This is a genomic window from uncultured Fretibacterium sp., from assembly GCF_963544685.1.
In the GTDB taxonomy this organism is placed as follows: Bacteria; Synergistota; Synergistia; order Synergistales; family Aminobacteriaceae; genus CAJPSE01.
In genome coordinates, this window is sequence record NZ_CAUUGJ010000047.1 from 1 (window position 1) to 16,669 (window position 16,669).

Below are 16,669 nucleotides of genomic sequence, written 5' to 3' on the forward strand. Positions count from 1 at the left end.
CCAGTAGACGATGAACTCGTTGTACTCGCGCGGGGTGAGGCCCATGTACGCCAGCGTCTCGCGCAAAAACGCGGCGGTGTCCGAGCCCTTGACGACGAAGCCCCTGGAGAAGTCGGGCGGGTTTCCGTCGGACGCCCCCTCCCAGAAGAGGTAGCTGTACTCCCGGCCCTGTTTGTCGGTGAGGGTACCGTCGGGCCGCGCGGTGACGTGCCACGCACCGTCGGGGTCGGGCGCGGGGTAGGTGCAGGTCAGCCTGCCCTTGTACTCCAACCGCACGGTCACCTCCGTCTCGGCCTCCGGGTAAAGGTAGATGACGGGCTTGGCAAATGTCTTATTCCATCCCTCCATATCGAGAGAACGGTCCGAAGGGTCTCGACGAATTGCAGCATGGAGAATAGGGCATTCGGGATAGGTATCGGAGAACAGTCCTATTGGGGAATAGCCGTAATCGTAGTTGTATCTGTACCGTAAACGCCTGTTTTCCCCGATAGGCCCGTCGGGCCACTGGAACGTGCGCCACACGTCCTCCTCTTCGGAGGCGGAACAATCGCTGTAGAAGGGGGTCCCTTGAAAGTCCAGCTCCAACACAGGTGGCGGTGTCTCCGCCGCTTTCCTTGCCCTGTCGTCCGGAGGTATCCTCGCGAAAGGGGAGCTCCCTACGGGGGTGACCGAAATGGTCCGTACGCCGTATGCTCCAAGCAATACCGCCAACGATAAACAGGCTGTAAAACAGGCTTTGAGGAAGGTTCTTTTTCCTGGTTTCATGCTCTTTGCCTCCTTATCGGGCAAGCCCGCGGGCTCAAAGCAACGCTCTCGTCAGGCAAGCTCCGAGAGGGCCCGGACCAGAAGGGCGTTCTCGTCGGGCATGCGCGTCGCCACCCGGATGCAGCTTCCATCCAGGCCGGGGAAATTGCGCGTATGCCTCACCACGAGCCCCCGTTCCAGAAGCGCGCGAATGACGCGCTCGTCGTCATCCACCTCGATCAGGAAGAAGTGCACGCGCGAGGGGCGCACCCGAAACCCCGAGCGGGCCACGGCCTCCATGAAACGGGGCGTCTCCGCCGCGTAAAAGGCGCGCGTCCTCCGGGCGCAGGTCCCGTCCTTCATGAAGCTCAGGACCGTCTCCTGCGCGACGGCGTTGACGCTCCAGGTCGGCTGGCGTCCCTTGAGCCGCTCGACCCAGCTTCGGGACGCCAGGACGTACCCGATTCTCGCCCCGCAGAGGTGGTAGAGCTTCGTCAGCGACCGCAGGAGCAGGATGTTGGGAAGTGCGCCAAAATCAGGGGATACCTCCTCGCCGTCCGGGAGCAGAAAGTCCGAATACGCCTGATCGACGGCGAAGAGCGTGCGCGGGTTTGCCCGTGCGCGGGCCTCCAGTTCCCCAAAGGGGATGCAGCTCCCCGTGGGGTTGCAGGGGTTGCAGACGAAGACGAGGGCCTTCCCCTCCACGTCCCGCAGGTCGAAGATGTCGGCCGTCGGCACCCCGAAGGCCTCGAGCGCCCGCCGATACTCCCCGTAAGCCGGCTGGAGCACCGCGGCGGTCATTCCGACGAAGAGGGAGGCCAGGAGGTAGAGGGCCTCGTTAGAGCCGTTGGTGAAGAGCACCTCGTCGAGGGAACGTCCCTCGCGCTTCGCCACGAGCGTCCGAAGCGCAAGGGCGTCGTCGTCGGGATACTCGGACAGACAGCGGATCAGGTCGATCTCCGGCATCACAGGGGGGGGCAGGACATTCGTATTGACGCTGAAGTCGACGATGCGCTCCGGCATGGGAAGCCCCATCGCCGCATACAGCTTCTCGGGGTTCGCGCCGTGCGGACGACGGGAGAAACTCGCCTCGGGCTGGATCATGATGCGCTCCTTTCCTCCTGTGTTCCGGTCAGTCCAGGCCGTGCAGGGCGAGGATGGTCAGCAGCACGAACAGCGCAACGGCGGCGTCCAGCAGGGCGTGGGCCCTCAGGATGTCCTCGGGCTCGGGCTCCCGCACGGCGTCGCCAAGCCAGGGCCTTTCCTCTAAGACCCCTCCATAGATGCCGCCTCCGCCCAGCCGGATGCCCAGGAGTCCCGCGAAGGCGCTCTCGCCGTGCGCACTGTTGGGGCTCCTGTGCTTCCTCCGGTCTCTCAGAAGGACGCGAAGGCCCCGCAGGAGGGGGTAACCCAGGCAGGCCCCGGCCAACACCGCAGCCACCCCTCCGATCCGCGCGGGAAGGAAGTTCAAAACGTCGTCCAGCCGCGCGCTCGCCCATCCGAAGTCCTGATAGCGTTCGTTCTCGTAGCCCACCATGGAGTCCAAGGTGCTCACGGCCTTGAAGGTCCAGACGCTCAGCACCGCCGCGACGCACCCCCCGGCAACATACCCCAGGGCCGCGAAGAAGAGCACGGAGAGGACCCCATCCACGGAGTTCTCCGCCACCGTCTCCACGGCGGCACGCACCATGCCGGCCTCATCCAGAACATCCGTGTCGCGTCCGACGACACGCGACAGCGCCGACCGGGCCGCGTCGAGGTCGCCCCGGAAGAGCGCCGCAGCGACCGGTAGGGTCTCGTCCTTCAGGGAGCGCCACGCGAGCGCCGCGTAGAGCAGATAAGCCTCCGCCGCGAAGAGAGCCCCGGGAGCAACGGAGGCCCCCAACAGGAGCAGGCCGACGGACGCGGCCGTCATAGCCAGCACGGCAACACAGAGGAGAACACCGCGCCGGCGACCCTCCTTCCGTTCCCCCTCCCCGGGGTAGAGGCGCGCCTCCCAGAAACCGATGACTCGTCCTATTCCGGCGACGGGGTGGGGCAGTCTTCTCGGGTCGCCCAGCAGAACGTCCAGCAGCAAAGCCGTGCCCAAGATGAGGACAAAATCCATATACGCCATTCTCCGAACGTCAATCCCCGCATCTGCAATTTTCTTGTCTTATACGATCGATATGGGGGCTTCGCCCCTCCCAACGCCTCTGCCTCCAGAGGGGAGCCTTCCGGCAGCCGCTCGCTTCGCCTGCGGACCGTCAGCCTCGAGACAGCGGCCCGGCAAGATTTCTCCTCAAAAAAGGCAAGCTGGGGTTCCACCGGGAGGCTTCATGGATTAAATCAGCGTTTCCTTGTATTATACAATTCGGAGGGACCGACGGGATGGAGCCCGGAAGAAGCCGGAGAAAATCGAACCGAAAGGGATTCCCCGAACACGGGGAATGCAAAGACAAAGGGAGTGGAAGAGCACGATGAACGAAATGAAAGAGCCCCTCTCTCTGGCCGAGGCCCTGAGCCTCATCCGTCCCCTCGACGCGGACTCGATGGCCGCGGCGGCGGAGTATCAGGACCGCCTTCTCAAGCCCGCCGGAAGCCTCGGAGAGCTGGAGGCCATCGCCATCCGCATCGCGGGCATCACCGGGAAGCTCCACAACACGGCGGACCGGAAGATCCATTTCCTCTTCGGCTCCGACCACGGGGTCTACGAGGAAGGGGTGTCCGGCTCACCGCAGTACTTCACGAAGGCATTGATGGAGTTCTACGCCAACAGGGCCGGATGCGGCATTAATGTGCTCTGCAGCCACGTTGGGGTCGAGCTTCGCCTGTTTGACCTGGGGGTGCGGGACCTGGCTCCGCACCCGTGCATCGATGCGACGCATCGCCTGATGCCCAACGGCACGGAGAACTTTTTCCGAACACGGGCCATGACGACGGAGACGGCGACCCAAGCTGTGGAGCTGGGCATTGGCCTCGTCGGAGAGGCAAAGGCCGAGGGGTATCAGATCGTGGGGGCCGGCGAGGTGGGGATGGGCAACACCACGCCGGCGGCGGCCTGCATCATGGCCGCGCTGGGCCTGGAAAATCCCGACGACGCCGTGGGGCGGGGCGGGGGATTGACGGACGAGTCGTTCGCCAGAAAAAAACGCGTGATCGGGGAGGCGCTGGAGCTTCACCGCCCGAACCCGGACGACCCCATCGACATCCTCTCCTGCGTCGGTGGTCTGGACATCGCCGCGATGACGGGCGTCTTCCTTGGGGCGGCCGTCCATCGTCTGCCCGTCCTCGTCGACGGGGTCATCTCCATCGCCGGGGCCCTTCTGGCCGCGAGGCTCTCCCCGACCTCGAAGGAGTTCATGATCGCCTCACACCTCTCGAGTGAGCCCGGCTATGCGGTTGCGGCCCGGGTATTGGGGCTGACCCCGCTTTTGAACCTCGGCATGAGGCTGGGGGAGGGGACGGGCTGTCCCCTCGCCATGCAGGTGGTGGACGACGCCCTGGCCGTGATGAACCGCATGGGGACCTTCGACGGGGTGTCGCTGGAGTCGGAGTATCGAAAGGAGCTCAAAGCATGAGGCCCTTGGAGCGGGATTGACGGGATTTCGGCGAGCGCGCGAGCTGACACGAAAAAAGGCCCCTGAGGACAATACATCCTCCTCAGGGGCATACGTTCCGTTTGTCAATTCATCATATCCGTTTTTACACGCTATCTTGATTGAAGCGTTGTATCCAATCATCAATGAAACGCATCTGCTCTTCCGTATGCAGCCGATGCTCCCCATTTTCCATAATGGTAAGCGTTGCGCCGATTTGATTCGCGAACGCGGAGATTGTTTCGAGAGGCGTCAGATTGTCTTTTGCGCCATACAGAATATGCGTCGGCGCCGTCCAATGGACAGGATGTTCCCTTACATAGCAAAGATACTCCCATGAGAGCGTTTCCCCAAAGGAAGTATCGATTTCACCCTTGTCACGAAGCTCTTCCTCGGTTACATTTGCCCACGTCATCATGTTTGCAATCAGATTTTCCATGTTCACGACAGGGGAAATGAAGTAGGCTTTCTCTATCCGCATCTCGGACAGGGCGCTCATGGCAAAAAATGCGCCGATACTGTTTGCAACGATCCTTACAGATTCATAATCTCTGCAAATGCAATCAAAATACCCGGGAAATTCTTTTTTCGCCTCCCATGGTGATCGCGCCTTGTAATCGAAACCCATCACATCGCTGTCTGTAAAGAGTGATCGATAATGAAACGCTTCTTTTATACTTCCACCTTTTCCATGGATATAGATGACTGCATTTCTCATGATATGGCCCTTCACAAATTCCAATCCATCCGTGGTCCGCAGTGCCTGCTTGAGGATACCTTCGGCCACGCAGTACAGGAATGATTCACAATGTGGAACAAGGCCCCTGAGAACAACGTATCGTCCTCAAGGGCCTTTTGCTCGGGGGGATTGATAAATTTCTTTTCGCTATTTTTCCTCGTCCGCCTGGAGCGACACGAAGAAGGTCTTGCCGCCCCTGTCGATCAGCAACACAACGGCCTTGGACTGTCGTTTCATGGCCCCGTCCAGGTCCTTGAGGGTCTCGACCTTTCTACCGTTCACCTGAAGCAGACGGTCGCCCTCGCGGATTCCCGATATCTGGGCGGACGACCCGTCCTTGACGCCCACGACGACGAGGCCGTTCTGGACCTCCAGGTTGTACTTTCTGCTCAGGTTCTTCGTCAGGGGCGCAACCCCCAGTCCGACCTTGGCGAGCACGTCGCTCGTGCTCTCGGACAGATCGTCGGACCGTTCCTCCTCGCCGTTCTGGGTGTTGGGCCTCTCGTTCAGCTGAGCTTTGAAGCTCATCGTCTTCCCGTCGCGCACCACCTCTATCGGAAGGGCGGACCCCGGAGCCAGCGAGCGGATCCGGTTCACGAACCACTGCACATCCTTGACCTTCTCCCCGTCGATAGCCGTGATCACGTCGCCGCGCATCAGGCCGGCCTTCTCGGCCGCAGAGTCCGGGAAGACGTCGCCGACGATCACGCCGTTCTTGGCCTTGACGCCATAGGCCTCCGCGATCTCGGGCGTCAGGTTCTGGACGGAGATGCCCAGCCAGCCGCGCTTCACCTTTCCGTAGGAGACGAGGTCGCCCATGATCTGCTTGGCCATGTTGACGGGCACCGCGAAGCCCAGCCCCTGGGCATAGGGAAGAATGGCCGTGTTGATGCCCACGACCTGCCCCTCCATGTTGAGCAGAGGGCCGCCGCTGTTGCCGGGGTTGATGGCCGCATCCGTCTGGAGGAAACCGTCGAAGTTCACGTCCTGTGCGTGGATGCTGCGGTTCTTTGCGGAGATGACGCCCGCCGTCACGGAGTGCTCGAAGCCGTAGGGGTTCCCGATGGCGACGACCCATTCCCCCACCTCGACGGCGTCGGAATCCCCGAGTTCGAGGACCGGAAGGTCCTCGTTGGGATCGATTTTAATGACCGCAAGATCAAAGGTGGGGTCCTTGCCCAGGACCTTCGCCGAATAGGTCTTGCCGTCGGAGAGGGTGACCGTGATCTTGTCCACGCCGTCGATGACGTGGTTGTTCGTCAGGATCTGTCCCTCCTTGGATACGATGAAGCCGGACCCGCGTCCCTTCATGGGGACGGATCGGGTGAAGTTCTTGAACGCGTCGCCGAAGAACTGCCGGAAGAAGGGATCGTCGTCGAAGGGAAACGAAACCGCAGTACGCTTGGCTCTGGTCTCCACGTCGATGTTCACGACGGCGGGAGAGGCCTTCTTTACGATGGGGACGACGGGCGACATGGACGCCGCGCCGGACGCGGCCTGAGCCGTCCCAACCTGGACGGCCCACAGGGCCAGAAGCACGGCCAATACGGCCCCCGTATAACGCTTGTATCTCGAACCGGAACACAACATGACAAAAGCACCTCCAAATTGGATTACAGCCGTTTTCATCGATGATGCGTACATTGTAGGACTTGAGCCCGACTCCTTCATGCAGTTTTTTACCGACGAGGGCATCCGAAAAAGGACGAAATCCGGCAGGGGATGGGACACGAACGTCGCTTCAGGAACGGAAAAAGAGAACGCGCCGTAATGTTTCTCCGCAAATATTTCTTTCCGCAATTTGATTTGTTGAATTAGCATGATAAAATACCTGCTCAAAAGGAGGCGTTGGGCGTGGAGGTCATCAAGGCAGGGAAGGGGAGCCCCGCTTCGGCGGACGGACAGCTGCGCGAAGCGGTGGGAGAGATTGTGGAGGACGTCCGACGCCATGGGGACGAGGCCCTGATACGTTATGGGAGGAAGTTCGACGACAGCCCGCGGGAGCGGATACGCGTCCTGCCGGAGGAGGTCGAGGCCGCCTGTCGGGAGGTCTCCGGGGAGGAGCTCGAGGATATCCGAAAGGCCGCCGGGAATATTCGAAAGTTTGCGGAGGCCCAAAGGGGAGCCCTGAAGGAGGTCTCGGAGTTCTCGCCCGTCCCGGGGGTGTTCCTGGGACATCGCGTGATCCCCGTCCAATCGTGCTGCTGCTACGTGCCGGGTGGGAGCTATCCGCTTTATTCCACGGCGCTGATGCTGGCCATCCCGGCGAGGACCGCCGGCGTGAAGCGGGTCGCGGCCTGCTCCCCCGTCATGAAGGGGACCGGTTCCATCCACCCCAAGACCCTGGCCGCCCTGGCCGTCGCGGGGGTGGACGAAATCTATGCGGTCGGGGGGGCCCAGGCCATCGCGGCGTTCGCTTACGGAACGGAACGGATCGCCCCCGTGGACCTGATCGTGGGGCCGGGCAACCGTTATGTTGCCGAGGCGAAGCGCCAATGCTACGGCCAGGTGGGGATCGATTTTTTTGCGGGGCCCAGCGAGGTCCTGATCCTGGCCGACGCTGCGGCCGACGCGGGACTGATAGCACTGGACCTGCTGGCCCAGTGCGAACACGACCCTACGGCGAGGGGGACCGTCGTGACGACGGACCGGGCTTTGGCCGGGCGCGTCGTGGCGGAGGTGGAACGCCGTCTCCAGACGCTCGAGACGGCGGAGATCGCCTGGCGGTCCTGGGAGGATTACGGGGAGGTCCTCCTTGCGGGCTCGATGGACGAGGCCGTCGCCCTCGCGAACGACCGGGCCCCGGAGCATCTGGAGGTCCACACGGAGAACTCCGATGACCTGATGGACTCCCTTTACAATTACGGCTCCCTGTTCCTGGGGCCCTATACGGCGGAGGTCTTCGGGGACTACGCCTCCGGGACCAACCACACCCTGCCCACGCTGCGGGCCGCACGCTACACGGGAGGGGTCTGGGTGGGGACGTTCCTGAAGGTCTGCACGCACCAGAGGCTGACCCGGGAGGGGATGGCGAGCCTGGCGCCCCTTGTCTCGCGGCTCGCGAGGGGCGAGGGGCTGATCGCGCACGCCGACGCCGCGGAGGGGCGGCTGGAGCGTTACAGGGCTTGCGGAACGGACAAGGGAGGCGTTTTGCGATGAGCAACGGGACGGAGAGGGCGGACACGGCGCTCAGACGATCGCTTGGGCTTCGGGAGTCCGTGACGATCACGGTCGGGACGGTTATCGGGGTGGGGCTTTTTACCGTCGGGGCGAATGTCGTGGGACTCATGGGAGCGGCGGTCATCCTGCCGACCTTCATCGCCATGCTCGTCAGCATCTATCCGGCGCTGCTCTACGCCGAGATGGGGGCGGCGCTGCCCTACGCGGGAGGCACCTACAAGTACGCCTCCCTTGGGCTGAACCGGCCCATGGGGATGCTGGCCGCGTGGAACTTCATCATCTCACTGGTGGCGGTGACCAGCGGCGAGGCCCTGGCCTTCAGTTTTTACCTGAAGACGGCATGCCGTGTCCTGGGATGGGAACTGCCCCTGAGCGATGTGGCGGTCGCCTGCCTGGTGGTGGCGCTCTTCATTGCAACCAACGTCTGCGGCGTCGAGATAACCGGGCGGCTGCAGAACGGCTTCATGTTCTTTTTCTGGGGCGTGGCCCTCGTCTGGTTCCTGATGATGATGCCCCACATCCGCCTGCCCTATTTCGCGGTCCTCCCCGATTACGTGGATTTCCGTCCCGCGTCCCTGATCGGGGCGACGGCCATGATCTGGTGGTGTTTCGCCGGGTTCGAGACCTGCTGCGCCATGGGGGAGGAGATACGCTATCCGCAGATCAACATCCCTCGGGCGCTCTTTCTGGCGCCCTTCATCGTGTTCGCCGTGAACGCCCTGTTTCAGGGCTTCATCGTCGGGATCGTCCCGACGGAAAGCCTGTCCGCCCTGTCGAAGGCGGATGCGCCCTATGCCGAGGCCATGGCCACGGCGGGGCTCATGGGGATCCCCCTTTTGACTCTGGCGCTCGGGATCGCCTTCGGCGGGGACTTTTCGACCCTGAACGCCAGCATTGCCGTGCCGCCCCGCTACCTTTTTACCATGGCCCGCGACGGAGCCATGCCCCGCATTTTCGCGGCGGTCCATCCCCGATACAGGACCCCCTGGGTGGCGATCCTCTTTCTGGGAGGGCTTTCCATAGCCCTTATCGCAACGGGTTCCATCGTCTACATCGCCTCGCTGAGCCTCTTCGCCGACCTCTTTTACTACGTGATCGGCATTGCGGCCTCCCTGGGGCTGCGCTTCAGGCGTCCCGATCTGAAGCGGCCCTACAGGGCCCCCGCCATAGCGTTCGGGGCCCCCGTGAGTGCCGTGCTTTACGTCGTGATGATGTCTCAGCTGGACCGGGACGCGTTTTGGACGGGGATCGTATGGTGCGTCCTTGGCCTTGCCGTCTTCTGGTTCTGCAGAAAAAAGTACGGAGATTCGGGGGACGGGGCGGATGCCGTCGGAATCCTGGCCGCGGAGGAGCCCCAAGAGGCGGAGAAACTGGCCATGGACAGGGAGTACAGGTGGTGGTGCGCCGCAACCGCCCTGGCCGTCCTGGCCGCGTCGGCCTTCTACGCGCTGCCCTTTTTTACACAGGTTCAATAACCTTTGATAAAATGAACGACGGGGAAGGGAGGGCGTTTCGGGCGTTCTTCCGTCGTTGGGGACTATTGTGTGTATCGTTATTTGGGCAGGGAAGAAAGGTGTCGATGTCGTGATGGAGGCACAGGAGGTGGCGGCGGCCGAGCGCCGTTTATCCAGCCGGCGGATCTACGAGGGGCACATCCTGAACCTGAGGGTGGACGACGTGATCCTCGAGTTCGGCCGCACGGCGAGGCGCGAGGTGGTGGAGCATGGAGCGGCCGTGGGTATCCTGGCCCTTACGGAGAAGGGCGGCGTGCTCCTGGTGCGGCAGTACCGTTATGCCGTCGACGAGGAGACGCTCGAGGTCTGCGCCGGCCTCGTGGAGAAAGGGGAGGAACCCCGCGATGCGGCGGTGCGCGAGATGCAGGAGGAGCTGGGCTTCAAACCCGGCAAATTGACGGAGATCGGGCGCTTCTATGCCTCGCCGGGGTTCTGTACGGAGCTGTTGATTCTTTATCTGGCGGAGGGACTGACGCCGTCGCGCCTGCCACAGGACGACGACGAGAACGTCTCGGTGGTGGAGCTTCCCCTGAAGGATATCCCGGGCCGGCTGGCCGAGGGGACGTTTCGGGATTCCAAGACCTTTGCGGCCATGGCCTGGCTGATGGCACGCGAGGGATTGAGGCCCGGGGTCTGACGGAAGGGGAAAAATGCTCTGGAAGGGGAAAACGCTTTGGAGGGAATGTGAACCAAAAAATTTTTGTTGAGGGGTGAATTCCGTGATTACTTTAATCAAACTGAGCCCCATGATCGTCCTTGCAGGGCTCATGATGTCCGGGATGGACATCCTGCTCGCCGCGCCCATCGCCTTCATCGTCGCCACGATCGTCGCCATGCTTTTGGATCGTTTCTCCTTTTCGGAGCTGCTGGATGCGGGGCTGGAGAACATGAAGTATTATCTCATCGTCTTCCTGATCCTCCAGGCGGCCTACGCCGTGGCGGAGTGCTTCATGGCCACGGGGGTCGCGGCCTCGGTCATCAACATGGCGCTCTCCATGGGCCTGACGGCCAAGTACGTCGCGGTGGCGGCCCTGATTGTGACGTCGGTCCTCTCCGTTGCGACGGGGACCTCCTGGGGCACCTTCGCCGCCTGCGCCCCGATCTTTCTGTGGCTGAACCACATCGTCGACGGCAGCACGGTGCTGACCGTGGCCGCGATCGCAGGAGGCTCCTGCTTCGGGGACAATATCGGCCTGATCTCGGACACCACGGTGGTCAGCTCCGGGATACAGAACGTCTCGATCATCGACAGGGTCCGGCATCAGGGCGTATGGTCCGCCCTTTGCCTGATTTCGGGCGCGGTCGTGTTCTATTTTGCCGCCGTTTCGCTTGGGCTCAAGGATACCTCCGGCCAGGCGGTCGAGGCCATAAACCAGATTCCGGATATCGTGTGGAGCAACCTGGAGCAGCAGCGCCCCGCGGCCGTCACGCTGCTCCAGCAGGTCCGGAGCGGCGTTCCCCAATACATGGCGATCCCCTTGGTGCTGGTGCTGGTGCTTGCCGGGATCGGTACGAACACCCTGCTCTGTCTGGGAACGGGAATTTTTTCCTCCCTGATCTTCGGCTGGTTTTCCGGGACAGTCACGGATATCCGGGCTTTTCTGGATCTGGTCCAGTCGGGCTTCTCTGCGGCGGGCAACTGGACCGTCGTCATGATGCTCTGGGTCGGTGCGTTCGGCGGGGTCATGCGCAAGATGAACGCCTTCGACCCCATCGCCGACGCCATCCTGAGGGTCGTGAGGAGCGTCCGGCAGCTCATGTGCGCCAACGCGGCCCTCTGCCTTCTGGGCAACGCCGCCCTGGCGGACGAGATGGCCCAGATCGTCACGATCAGCCCCATCATCAAGAACATGACGGAACACAGCATCGAGGGCAACGAGAAGGACATGTACAAACTGGCCCTGCGCAACGCGACCTTTGCGGACGCAATGGCCGTCTTCGGCTCCCAGCTGATCCCATGGCATGCCTACATGGCCTTTTTCATCGGGATCACCTATGCGGTGTACCCCATGGCCAAGAGCACGGTCACGATCGGCGGCATCATCCTGCACAACTATCTGGCCTGGATCGCCGTGATCTCCATGCTGGTCCTGACCTACACGGGGCTGGACCGCTTGATCCCCCTGTTCGGGATCCCCGCGGAGCCGGAGGTCCGTCTGAAGGGGGGGAACGAAAGGAACTGACCCATCCGCCTCATCCCTTTCTCCCGCTTGTGGCCTGCCGCGCTTGACAGCGACGGAAAATAGTGCGTTAATAAATTCAGCAAGAGTTTTTTGCATAACTTTTATTTTTACTTGTGAGAGGATGACGGCAATGAAGTTCACGAGCTTTCTGATCTTCGGGGCGGGAGTGGCTTTGGGAGTGGGCGCGACGTGCGCCGTGAAGAGCAGGAGAGGCAGAAAACTGGCAATCGCTCTTGCCAGCAAGGGGCTTGAACTCAAGGAGCACCTGGCCTGCATGGCGGACCGTATGAAGGAGTCCGTCGAGGATATCGTGGCCGAGGCCCGTTACGCCAACGAGCACGGCGATGCCGGGGAGACCTTTGCGGAGTAGCGGGACGGTCGGAAACCGTTCAAGGGAGAAAAAGGGCGACGGGCTGCTGATCGCCCTTTTCTTTGTGTCGAGATGTCGAGATTGAGCAAAGGCGGATAGAAGAAATCCGATGAAATTTGAGATTGCACACGAATTGCCCGGGCGCCTGCGCCTTCGCTGCGGCGAAGGCGCTTTTACCCTGCCGGAGTCTCTGGTCGTCGCCTCCCTTCTGGAGCAGCTGGACGGCGTGGAGCGCGTGAAGGCCTCCTTCAGAACCGGGAGCCTGCTGATCCTGCATAATCCGCGGGTCCGGGATACGGTCCTTGAGGCCATGCGGACGATGGGCCCCGAGTTCTACAGCGGCATCGACGGAGCGGAGCTGGCGGATTCCCCGGAGGGGGGACTATGGGATGGCCTTTGGGGGCTTCTGGGCGGCGTTTTCGTCCGCTCCCTTCTTCCGAGTGTGTTGCGCTACTCCCTTACGGTCCTGAGATCCGTTCCGTTGCTCGTCAGGGGGACGAACGCCCTTTGCCGCAGGAAGCTCAACGTCTCCGTCCTGGACGCCTCGGCCGTCGGGGTGTCGCTTCTGCGCCGCGACTTCCGCACGGCGACGGTCATCACGACGCTGCTGGCCCTGGGGGACCTCCTCGAGGAGTGGACCCACAAGCGTTCCCGTGAGAGCCTGTCCGACAGTCTGATGCTCGACATCGATAAGCTGTGGGTGCGCCGGGACGGGGCGGACGTCCAGATCCCGTTCTCGGACCTGAAGCTGGAGGACCTCGCCGTCGTCCGTATGGGGGCGGTCATCCCCGTGGACGGCGTGGTGGAGGACGGGGAGGGGATGGTGAACCAGTCGGCGATGACGGGCGAGTCCATGCCGGTACATCGCCGCCCCGGGCTCGGCGTCTACGCCGGTACCGTCGTCGAGGAGGGGGAACTCGTCATTCGGGTCACGGCCTTCGACTCCGAGACCCGAATCCACAAGATAGCCCAGATGATCGACGAGTCCGAGATGCTGAAGGCGGAGGTCCAGAACCGGGCCGAGCGAATGGCCGACGAGATCGTCCCCTACAGTTTCCTTCTGGCCGGCCTCACCTACCTTCTGACGGGCGACGCCGTCCGCGCCTCCTCCGCGCTCCTGGTGGACTATTCCTGCGCCATTCGCCTGGCGACCCCGCTGGCGATCCTGGCCGCCATGAGGGAGGGGGCCAAACGCGGGGTCCTGATCAAGGGGGGCAAGTTCCTGGAGGCGCTGGCCGGAGCGGATACCGTCGTCTTCGACAAGACGGGGACCCTGACGGTCTCCTCGCCACGGGTTGCCGATGTGATCCCCTTCGGGGGGCGGACCCGCCAGGACGTCCTGAGAGTCGCGGCGTGCCTTGAGGAGCATTTTCCGCACTCCATAGCGCGTGCCGTCGTCCGACAGGCAGAGCTGGAGGGGCTTCACCACCGCGAGGAGCACACGGAGGTCGAGTATGCCGTGGCCCACGGTATCGTCTCCCTCTGGAGGGGCAGGAAGGTCCTGATCGGCAGCGCCCATTTCGTCTTCGAGGACGAGGGGATCGTCTGCGGTGCGGAGGCACGGAAGGAGATCGATCGGGCGCTGGAGCGGTATTCCGTCCTCTACCTGGCGATGGACGGCGAGCTGGCCGGGCTCCTGTGCATCGAGGACCCCCTGCGTCCCGATGCCGGGGAGGTGGTGGACCTCCTGCACAAGGATGGGGTGAGGCGGGTCGTCCTGATGACGGGGGACGAGGAACGCGTCGCCCGGAACGTCGCCGGACGTCTCTCCATCGACGAGTTTCACGCCCGTATGCTGCCCGACGAAAAGACGCGTTTCGTCGAGCGCTTTCGGACGGGGGGATCCGGGGTCGTCATGGTGGGGGACGGGATCAACGATTCCCCCGCGCTCTCCGCGGCCGACGTGGGGGTCGCCATGCGCAGCGGGGCGGACATCGCCAGGGAGGTCGCGGACGTCGTGCTCTCCGACAACCGCCTCTCCGGAATCACGGATGCCCGACGCCTGGGGCGAGGGGTTATGAGGAAGATATACGGAAACTATGCGATGATCGTCGGGGTGAACACGGTCCTCCTGGGGCTGGGGATTCTGGGCGGCATCACCCCGGTTCTCTCCGCCCTCCTGCATAACCTGACCACGGTGGGTGCGGCCCTGTACGCCCTGACCCCGGTGCTGAAGCAGGGGCGTCCTTCGGAAACGGGGAGGGCCGGTTGTGCCTGCCGTTCCGGCCATGGTTCCGATCATGATTGAAAGCTTCGTGCCGGGGAGGGTTCGGCTGCGGTCTCGGCTGCTGAGGGATCCGGAGACCGCCGGGGCCCTAAGGCGGTCCCTTCTGGATATCCGGGGGGTGCGTTCGGTTGCCGTGAACGAGCGGACCGGGGGACTTCTGCTGGAGTACGACGCCGGATCGCTTCCCCTCCCGGTGCTGATGAAGGCGATGCCCCTGTTCGATCGTCTTCAGGCGCTCGAGGAGAAAACTGGGGACATCCTTCAGGATGTGGATGCTGTCCTGAGGGAGCTGAAGTCCCTTCTGGAGAGTGAATGAGGACAGGAAAGAGGAAAGGGAACCGCTGAAAAGCGATAAAAGACGCCGACTTCCCGCATGTCGCGAGGCCGGCGTCTTCCTGTCATCGTTATTGTTTTTTTGGCGGAGGCGTGTGGGGATCGAACCCACCAGGGACAGCGCAAACCGCCCCTCACCGGGTTTGAAGCCCGGGCCCGTCACCAGACGAATCTCACCTCCGTAACCTCTTTATTTTACCCGTACCTCCTCAAAAAGTCCATAAAAACTTTTTGCCCGCTTCTCTGCAGGAGCTTTGCGGACGCCCGACAATAAGTTGTGCAGGAATTTATCGTTCCTGACAATCCGAAGCCTGTGCCTCAAACCGATGATCCGCCGCACGCGAGACATGCCCGGCGGATCATCCCTCGGCCAAGTCCCCTGGGCAGCCCATGCGAGCGCCTTGTCCGCCGCTCGTCCGCCTTTGGACAACCTGGAGCCGCCGGATGTTCCTGCAGACGTGAATTGAGCCTCAGGGCTCATTGAAAAATATTTTATTATGAGCTTTAAATTGCTTTACGAAATAAGTTTTTGCCTATCGAAACTCACGGCCTGCCGTTGCGTTTTGCATCGCAGCGGATCTTTTGAACGCAAAAGGAGGTTCCGTCATGGAAAGGGCGCGAGAATCGCGTTGGGGACGCGGAGGATTTTGGGTCCTGGGCATGGCGATGGGGTTTGTTCTGGGCTACGTTCTGGGGGGCGTATCCGCCGTCGGGGCCGTCCCCGGCGACAGCCTGAAGGAGACGCCTCGGGAGGAACGGCCGCACGCCTCGCCTCAACCCCAGGAAGACGGAGGAAAGGCCATACGGGACCTTTACGAGGATTCGGGAATGGGAGCGAGAACGGTCAACGGGGTCCATGTCATAAGGGCGCTCCTGTCCTTTTACGACCGGCTGAATCTGAAGGCCTTCGAGGACGATCAAAAGGCCTTCGAGAGCGTGCACGGGGAACTCCCGGACGTGGTGCGGAGAAAACGGCGAAGGATTTTCGAGGAAGAGCGCGTCAGGATGCTCGACCTCAGGGACAAGACGATAGCACAGGGATTCCTGGATGGAGAGGTCCTGTGCTTCTTCATCAAGATGCATCTTGACGAGCTTCGAGTCGTGACCCCGCGCCCGTTGCTGAAGCTCTTCGCCGAGGACGTCATGGGGCCCGTCAGTGCGGACTTCTATCGGGCCTATGGAGTCCTGCCGGAGACGGTTGCGGATTTTTCGGACCTGGATCAGGGGGCCGACCCCAGTCTTCTGACGAAGAGGATCGTCTTCGGCGGAGAGTACGGGGAATCGGCCAACGCCCGGCGCCCGGTGAGGGAGAAGGAGGAGAAGGCCCTTCTCCTCCCTGTGGACTTTCCTCCCCTGAGGGGCCTGCTCTCCTTCTACGCCAGTCTGGATATCGAAACGCTCGAGGCGGATCAGAGGAAGTTCGAGGCGGAGTTCCGCGCCCTGACCGGGGAGGAGCGGGAGCATCGGCTGAAAGGCTTCGAGGAGGAACGAGCCGAGATGGAGGTCCTGCAAAGGGACCTGCTGGAACGCCTTCCCGTAACCTACGACACCCTGTCGCTGTGGGTATCGCGCACGCTGGGAACGCTGCGGGCGGTGACGCCCCGGCCACTGCTGACGCTTCTGGCGGAAGATGTGCTGGAGCCGCTCAGCATGGACATCCTGAAGGGGCAACGCGTGGGGCCGGATATCTTCAAGGACTATTCCGACCTCGACTGCTGCGCTCGAGAATCCGAGATTTTTTCTCCCTCCGCCGAGATTCTGGATACCGTTATTGCCCAGGACCCCGGGGTTTTGGGGGAGC

Annotated in this window: 13 protein-coding genes, 1 tRNA gene and 1 pseudogene; 9 read left to right on the forward strand and 6 right to left on the reverse strand. The window is 62.5% G+C overall.

Annotation, left to right across the window (positions count from 1 at the left end; all coding sequences use genetic code 11):
- The 3 genes and pseudogenes from ABLA28_RS05970 to cbiB form a co-directional block, all read right to left on the reverse strand.
- Positions 1-588 (reverse strand): annotated as a pseudogene (locus ABLA28_RS05970) (hypothetical protein); the annotation flags it as partial.
- A gap of 228 nt (positions 589-816) precedes the next feature.
- Positions 817-1,848 (reverse strand): aminotransferase class I/II-fold pyridoxal phosphate-dependent enzyme, encoded by a 1,032-nt coding sequence (locus ABLA28_RS05975; protein ID WP_347712900.1) that lies wholly within the window; start codon positions 1,846-1,848, stop codon positions 817-819.
- Positions 1,849-1,876: 28 nt separating this feature from the next.
- Positions 1,877-2,851: an adenosylcobinamide-phosphate synthase CbiB gene (cbiB, locus tag ABLA28_RS05980; RefSeq protein ID WP_347712901.1), complete on the reverse strand. Its 975-nt coding sequence runs from the start codon at positions 2,849-2,851 to the stop codon at positions 1,877-1,879.
- 352 nt (positions 2,852-3,203) lie between these two features.
- Here cbiB and cobT point away from each other — a divergent pair, with 352 nt between their 5' ends.
- Positions 3,204-4,304, forward strand: coding sequence for a nicotinate-nucleotide--dimethylbenzimidazole phosphoribosyltransferase (gene cobT / locus ABLA28_RS05985; protein WP_347712902.1), 1,101 nt, complete (start codon positions 3,204-3,206; stop codon positions 4,302-4,304).
- 124 nt (positions 4,305-4,428) lie between these two features.
- On the opposite strand, the gene ABLA28_RS05990 is transcribed toward cobT, so the two are convergent.
- Positions 4,429-5,040: an alpha/beta hydrolase gene (locus ABLA28_RS05990; protein ID WP_347712903.1), complete on the reverse strand. Its 612-nt coding sequence runs from the start codon at positions 5,038-5,040 to the stop codon at positions 4,429-4,431.
- Between the two features lie 168 nt (positions 5,041-5,208).
- A complete protein-coding gene (locus tag ABLA28_RS05995) occupies positions 5,209-6,651 on the reverse strand; it encodes a Do family serine endopeptidase (protein WP_347712904.1) in 1,443 nt (480 codons plus the stop codon).
- A 264-nt stretch (positions 6,652-6,915) separates the two neighbouring features.
- Between ABLA28_RS05995 and hisD the strand changes: the two genes are divergently transcribed.
- From hisD to ABLA28_RS06030, 7 genes are all read left to right on the forward strand, one after another.
- Complete coding sequence (gene hisD / locus ABLA28_RS06000) at positions 6,916-8,220, forward strand: histidinol dehydrogenase (protein ID WP_347712905.1); 1,305 nt, start codon at positions 6,916-6,918, stop codon at positions 8,218-8,220.
- On the forward strand, positions 8,217-9,716 hold the full coding sequence (locus ABLA28_RS06005) for an amino acid permease (protein ID WP_347712906.1): 1,500 nt from the start codon (positions 8,217-8,219) through the stop codon (positions 9,714-9,716). The genes hisD and ABLA28_RS06005 overlap by 4 nt, the downstream gene beginning before the upstream one ends.
- Positions 9,717-9,828: 112 nt before the next feature.
- On the forward strand, positions 9,829-10,392 hold the full coding sequence (locus ABLA28_RS06010; RefSeq protein ID WP_347712911.1) for an NUDIX hydrolase: 564 nt from the start codon (positions 9,829-9,831) through the stop codon (positions 10,390-10,392).
- Between the two features lie 82 nt (positions 10,393-10,474).
- A complete protein-coding gene (locus tag ABLA28_RS06015; protein ID WP_347712907.1) occupies positions 10,475-11,938 on the forward strand; it encodes a Na+/H+ antiporter NhaC family protein in 1,464 nt (487 codons plus the stop codon).
- A 130-nt stretch (positions 11,939-12,068) separates the two neighbouring features.
- Positions 12,069-12,308, forward strand: a complete 240-nt coding sequence (locus tag ABLA28_RS06020; RefSeq protein WP_314719205.1) for a hypothetical protein — start codon at positions 12,069-12,071, stop codon at positions 12,306-12,308.
- Positions 12,309-12,417: 109 nt separating this feature from the next.
- A complete protein-coding gene (locus ABLA28_RS06025; RefSeq protein ID WP_347712908.1) occupies positions 12,418-14,556 on the forward strand; it encodes a heavy metal translocating P-type ATPase in 2,139 nt (712 codons plus the stop codon).
- On the forward strand, positions 14,519-14,851 hold the full coding sequence (locus ABLA28_RS06030; RefSeq protein WP_347712909.1) for an HMA2 domain-containing protein: 333 nt from the start codon (positions 14,519-14,521) through the stop codon (positions 14,849-14,851). Before ABLA28_RS06025 ends, ABLA28_RS06030 begins: the two co-directional genes overlap by 38 nt.
- Before the next feature lie 100 nt (positions 14,852-14,951).
- Here the strand turns inward: ABLA28_RS06030 and ABLA28_RS06035 are convergent.
- Positions 14,952-15,049: transfer RNA gene (locus ABLA28_RS06035), tRNA-Sec, on the reverse strand.
- A gap of 425 nt (positions 15,050-15,474) precedes the next feature.
- Between ABLA28_RS06035 and ABLA28_RS06040 the strand changes: the two genes are divergently transcribed.
- On the forward strand, positions 15,475-16,669 hold a 1,195-nt coding region (locus tag ABLA28_RS06040; protein ID WP_347712910.1), incomplete at its 3' end, for a hypothetical protein.

What these genes read in the sequence shown, in the direction of transcription:
- ABLA28_RS05975 (WP_347712900.1), bottom strand. Translation starts at nt 1,848, where the DNA reads ATGATCCAGCCCGAGGCGAGTTTCTCCCGTCGTCCGCACGGCGCGAAC.
- cbiB (WP_347712901.1), bottom strand. Translation starts at nt 2,851, where the DNA reads ATGGATTTTGTCCTCATCTTGGGCACGGCTTTGCTGCTGGACGTTCTG.
- cobT (WP_347712902.1), top strand. Translation starts at nt 3,204, where the DNA reads ATGAACGAAATGAAAGAGCCCCTCTCTCTGGCCGAGGCCCTGAGCCTC.
- ABLA28_RS05990 (WP_347712903.1), bottom strand. Translation starts at nt 5,040, where the DNA reads ATGAGAAATGCAGTCATCTATATCCATGGAAAAGGTGGAAGTATAAAA.
- ABLA28_RS05995 (WP_347712904.1), bottom strand. Translation starts at nt 6,651, where the DNA reads ATGTTGTGTTCCGGTTCGAGATACAAGCGTTATACGGGGGCCGTATTG.
- ABLA28_RS06005 (WP_347712906.1), top strand. Translation starts at nt 8,217, where the DNA reads ATGAGCAACGGGACGGAGAGGGCGGACACGGCGCTCAGACGATCGCTT.
- ABLA28_RS06010 (WP_347712911.1), top strand. Translation starts at nt 9,829, where the DNA reads ATGGAGGCACAGGAGGTGGCGGCGGCCGAGCGCCGTTTATCCAGCCGG.
- ABLA28_RS06020 (WP_314719205.1), top strand. Translation starts at nt 12,069, where the DNA reads ATGAAGTTCACGAGCTTTCTGATCTTCGGGGCGGGAGTGGCTTTGGGA.
- ABLA28_RS06025 (WP_347712908.1), top strand. Translation starts at nt 12,418, where the DNA reads ATGAAATTTGAGATTGCACACGAATTGCCCGGGCGCCTGCGCCTTCGC.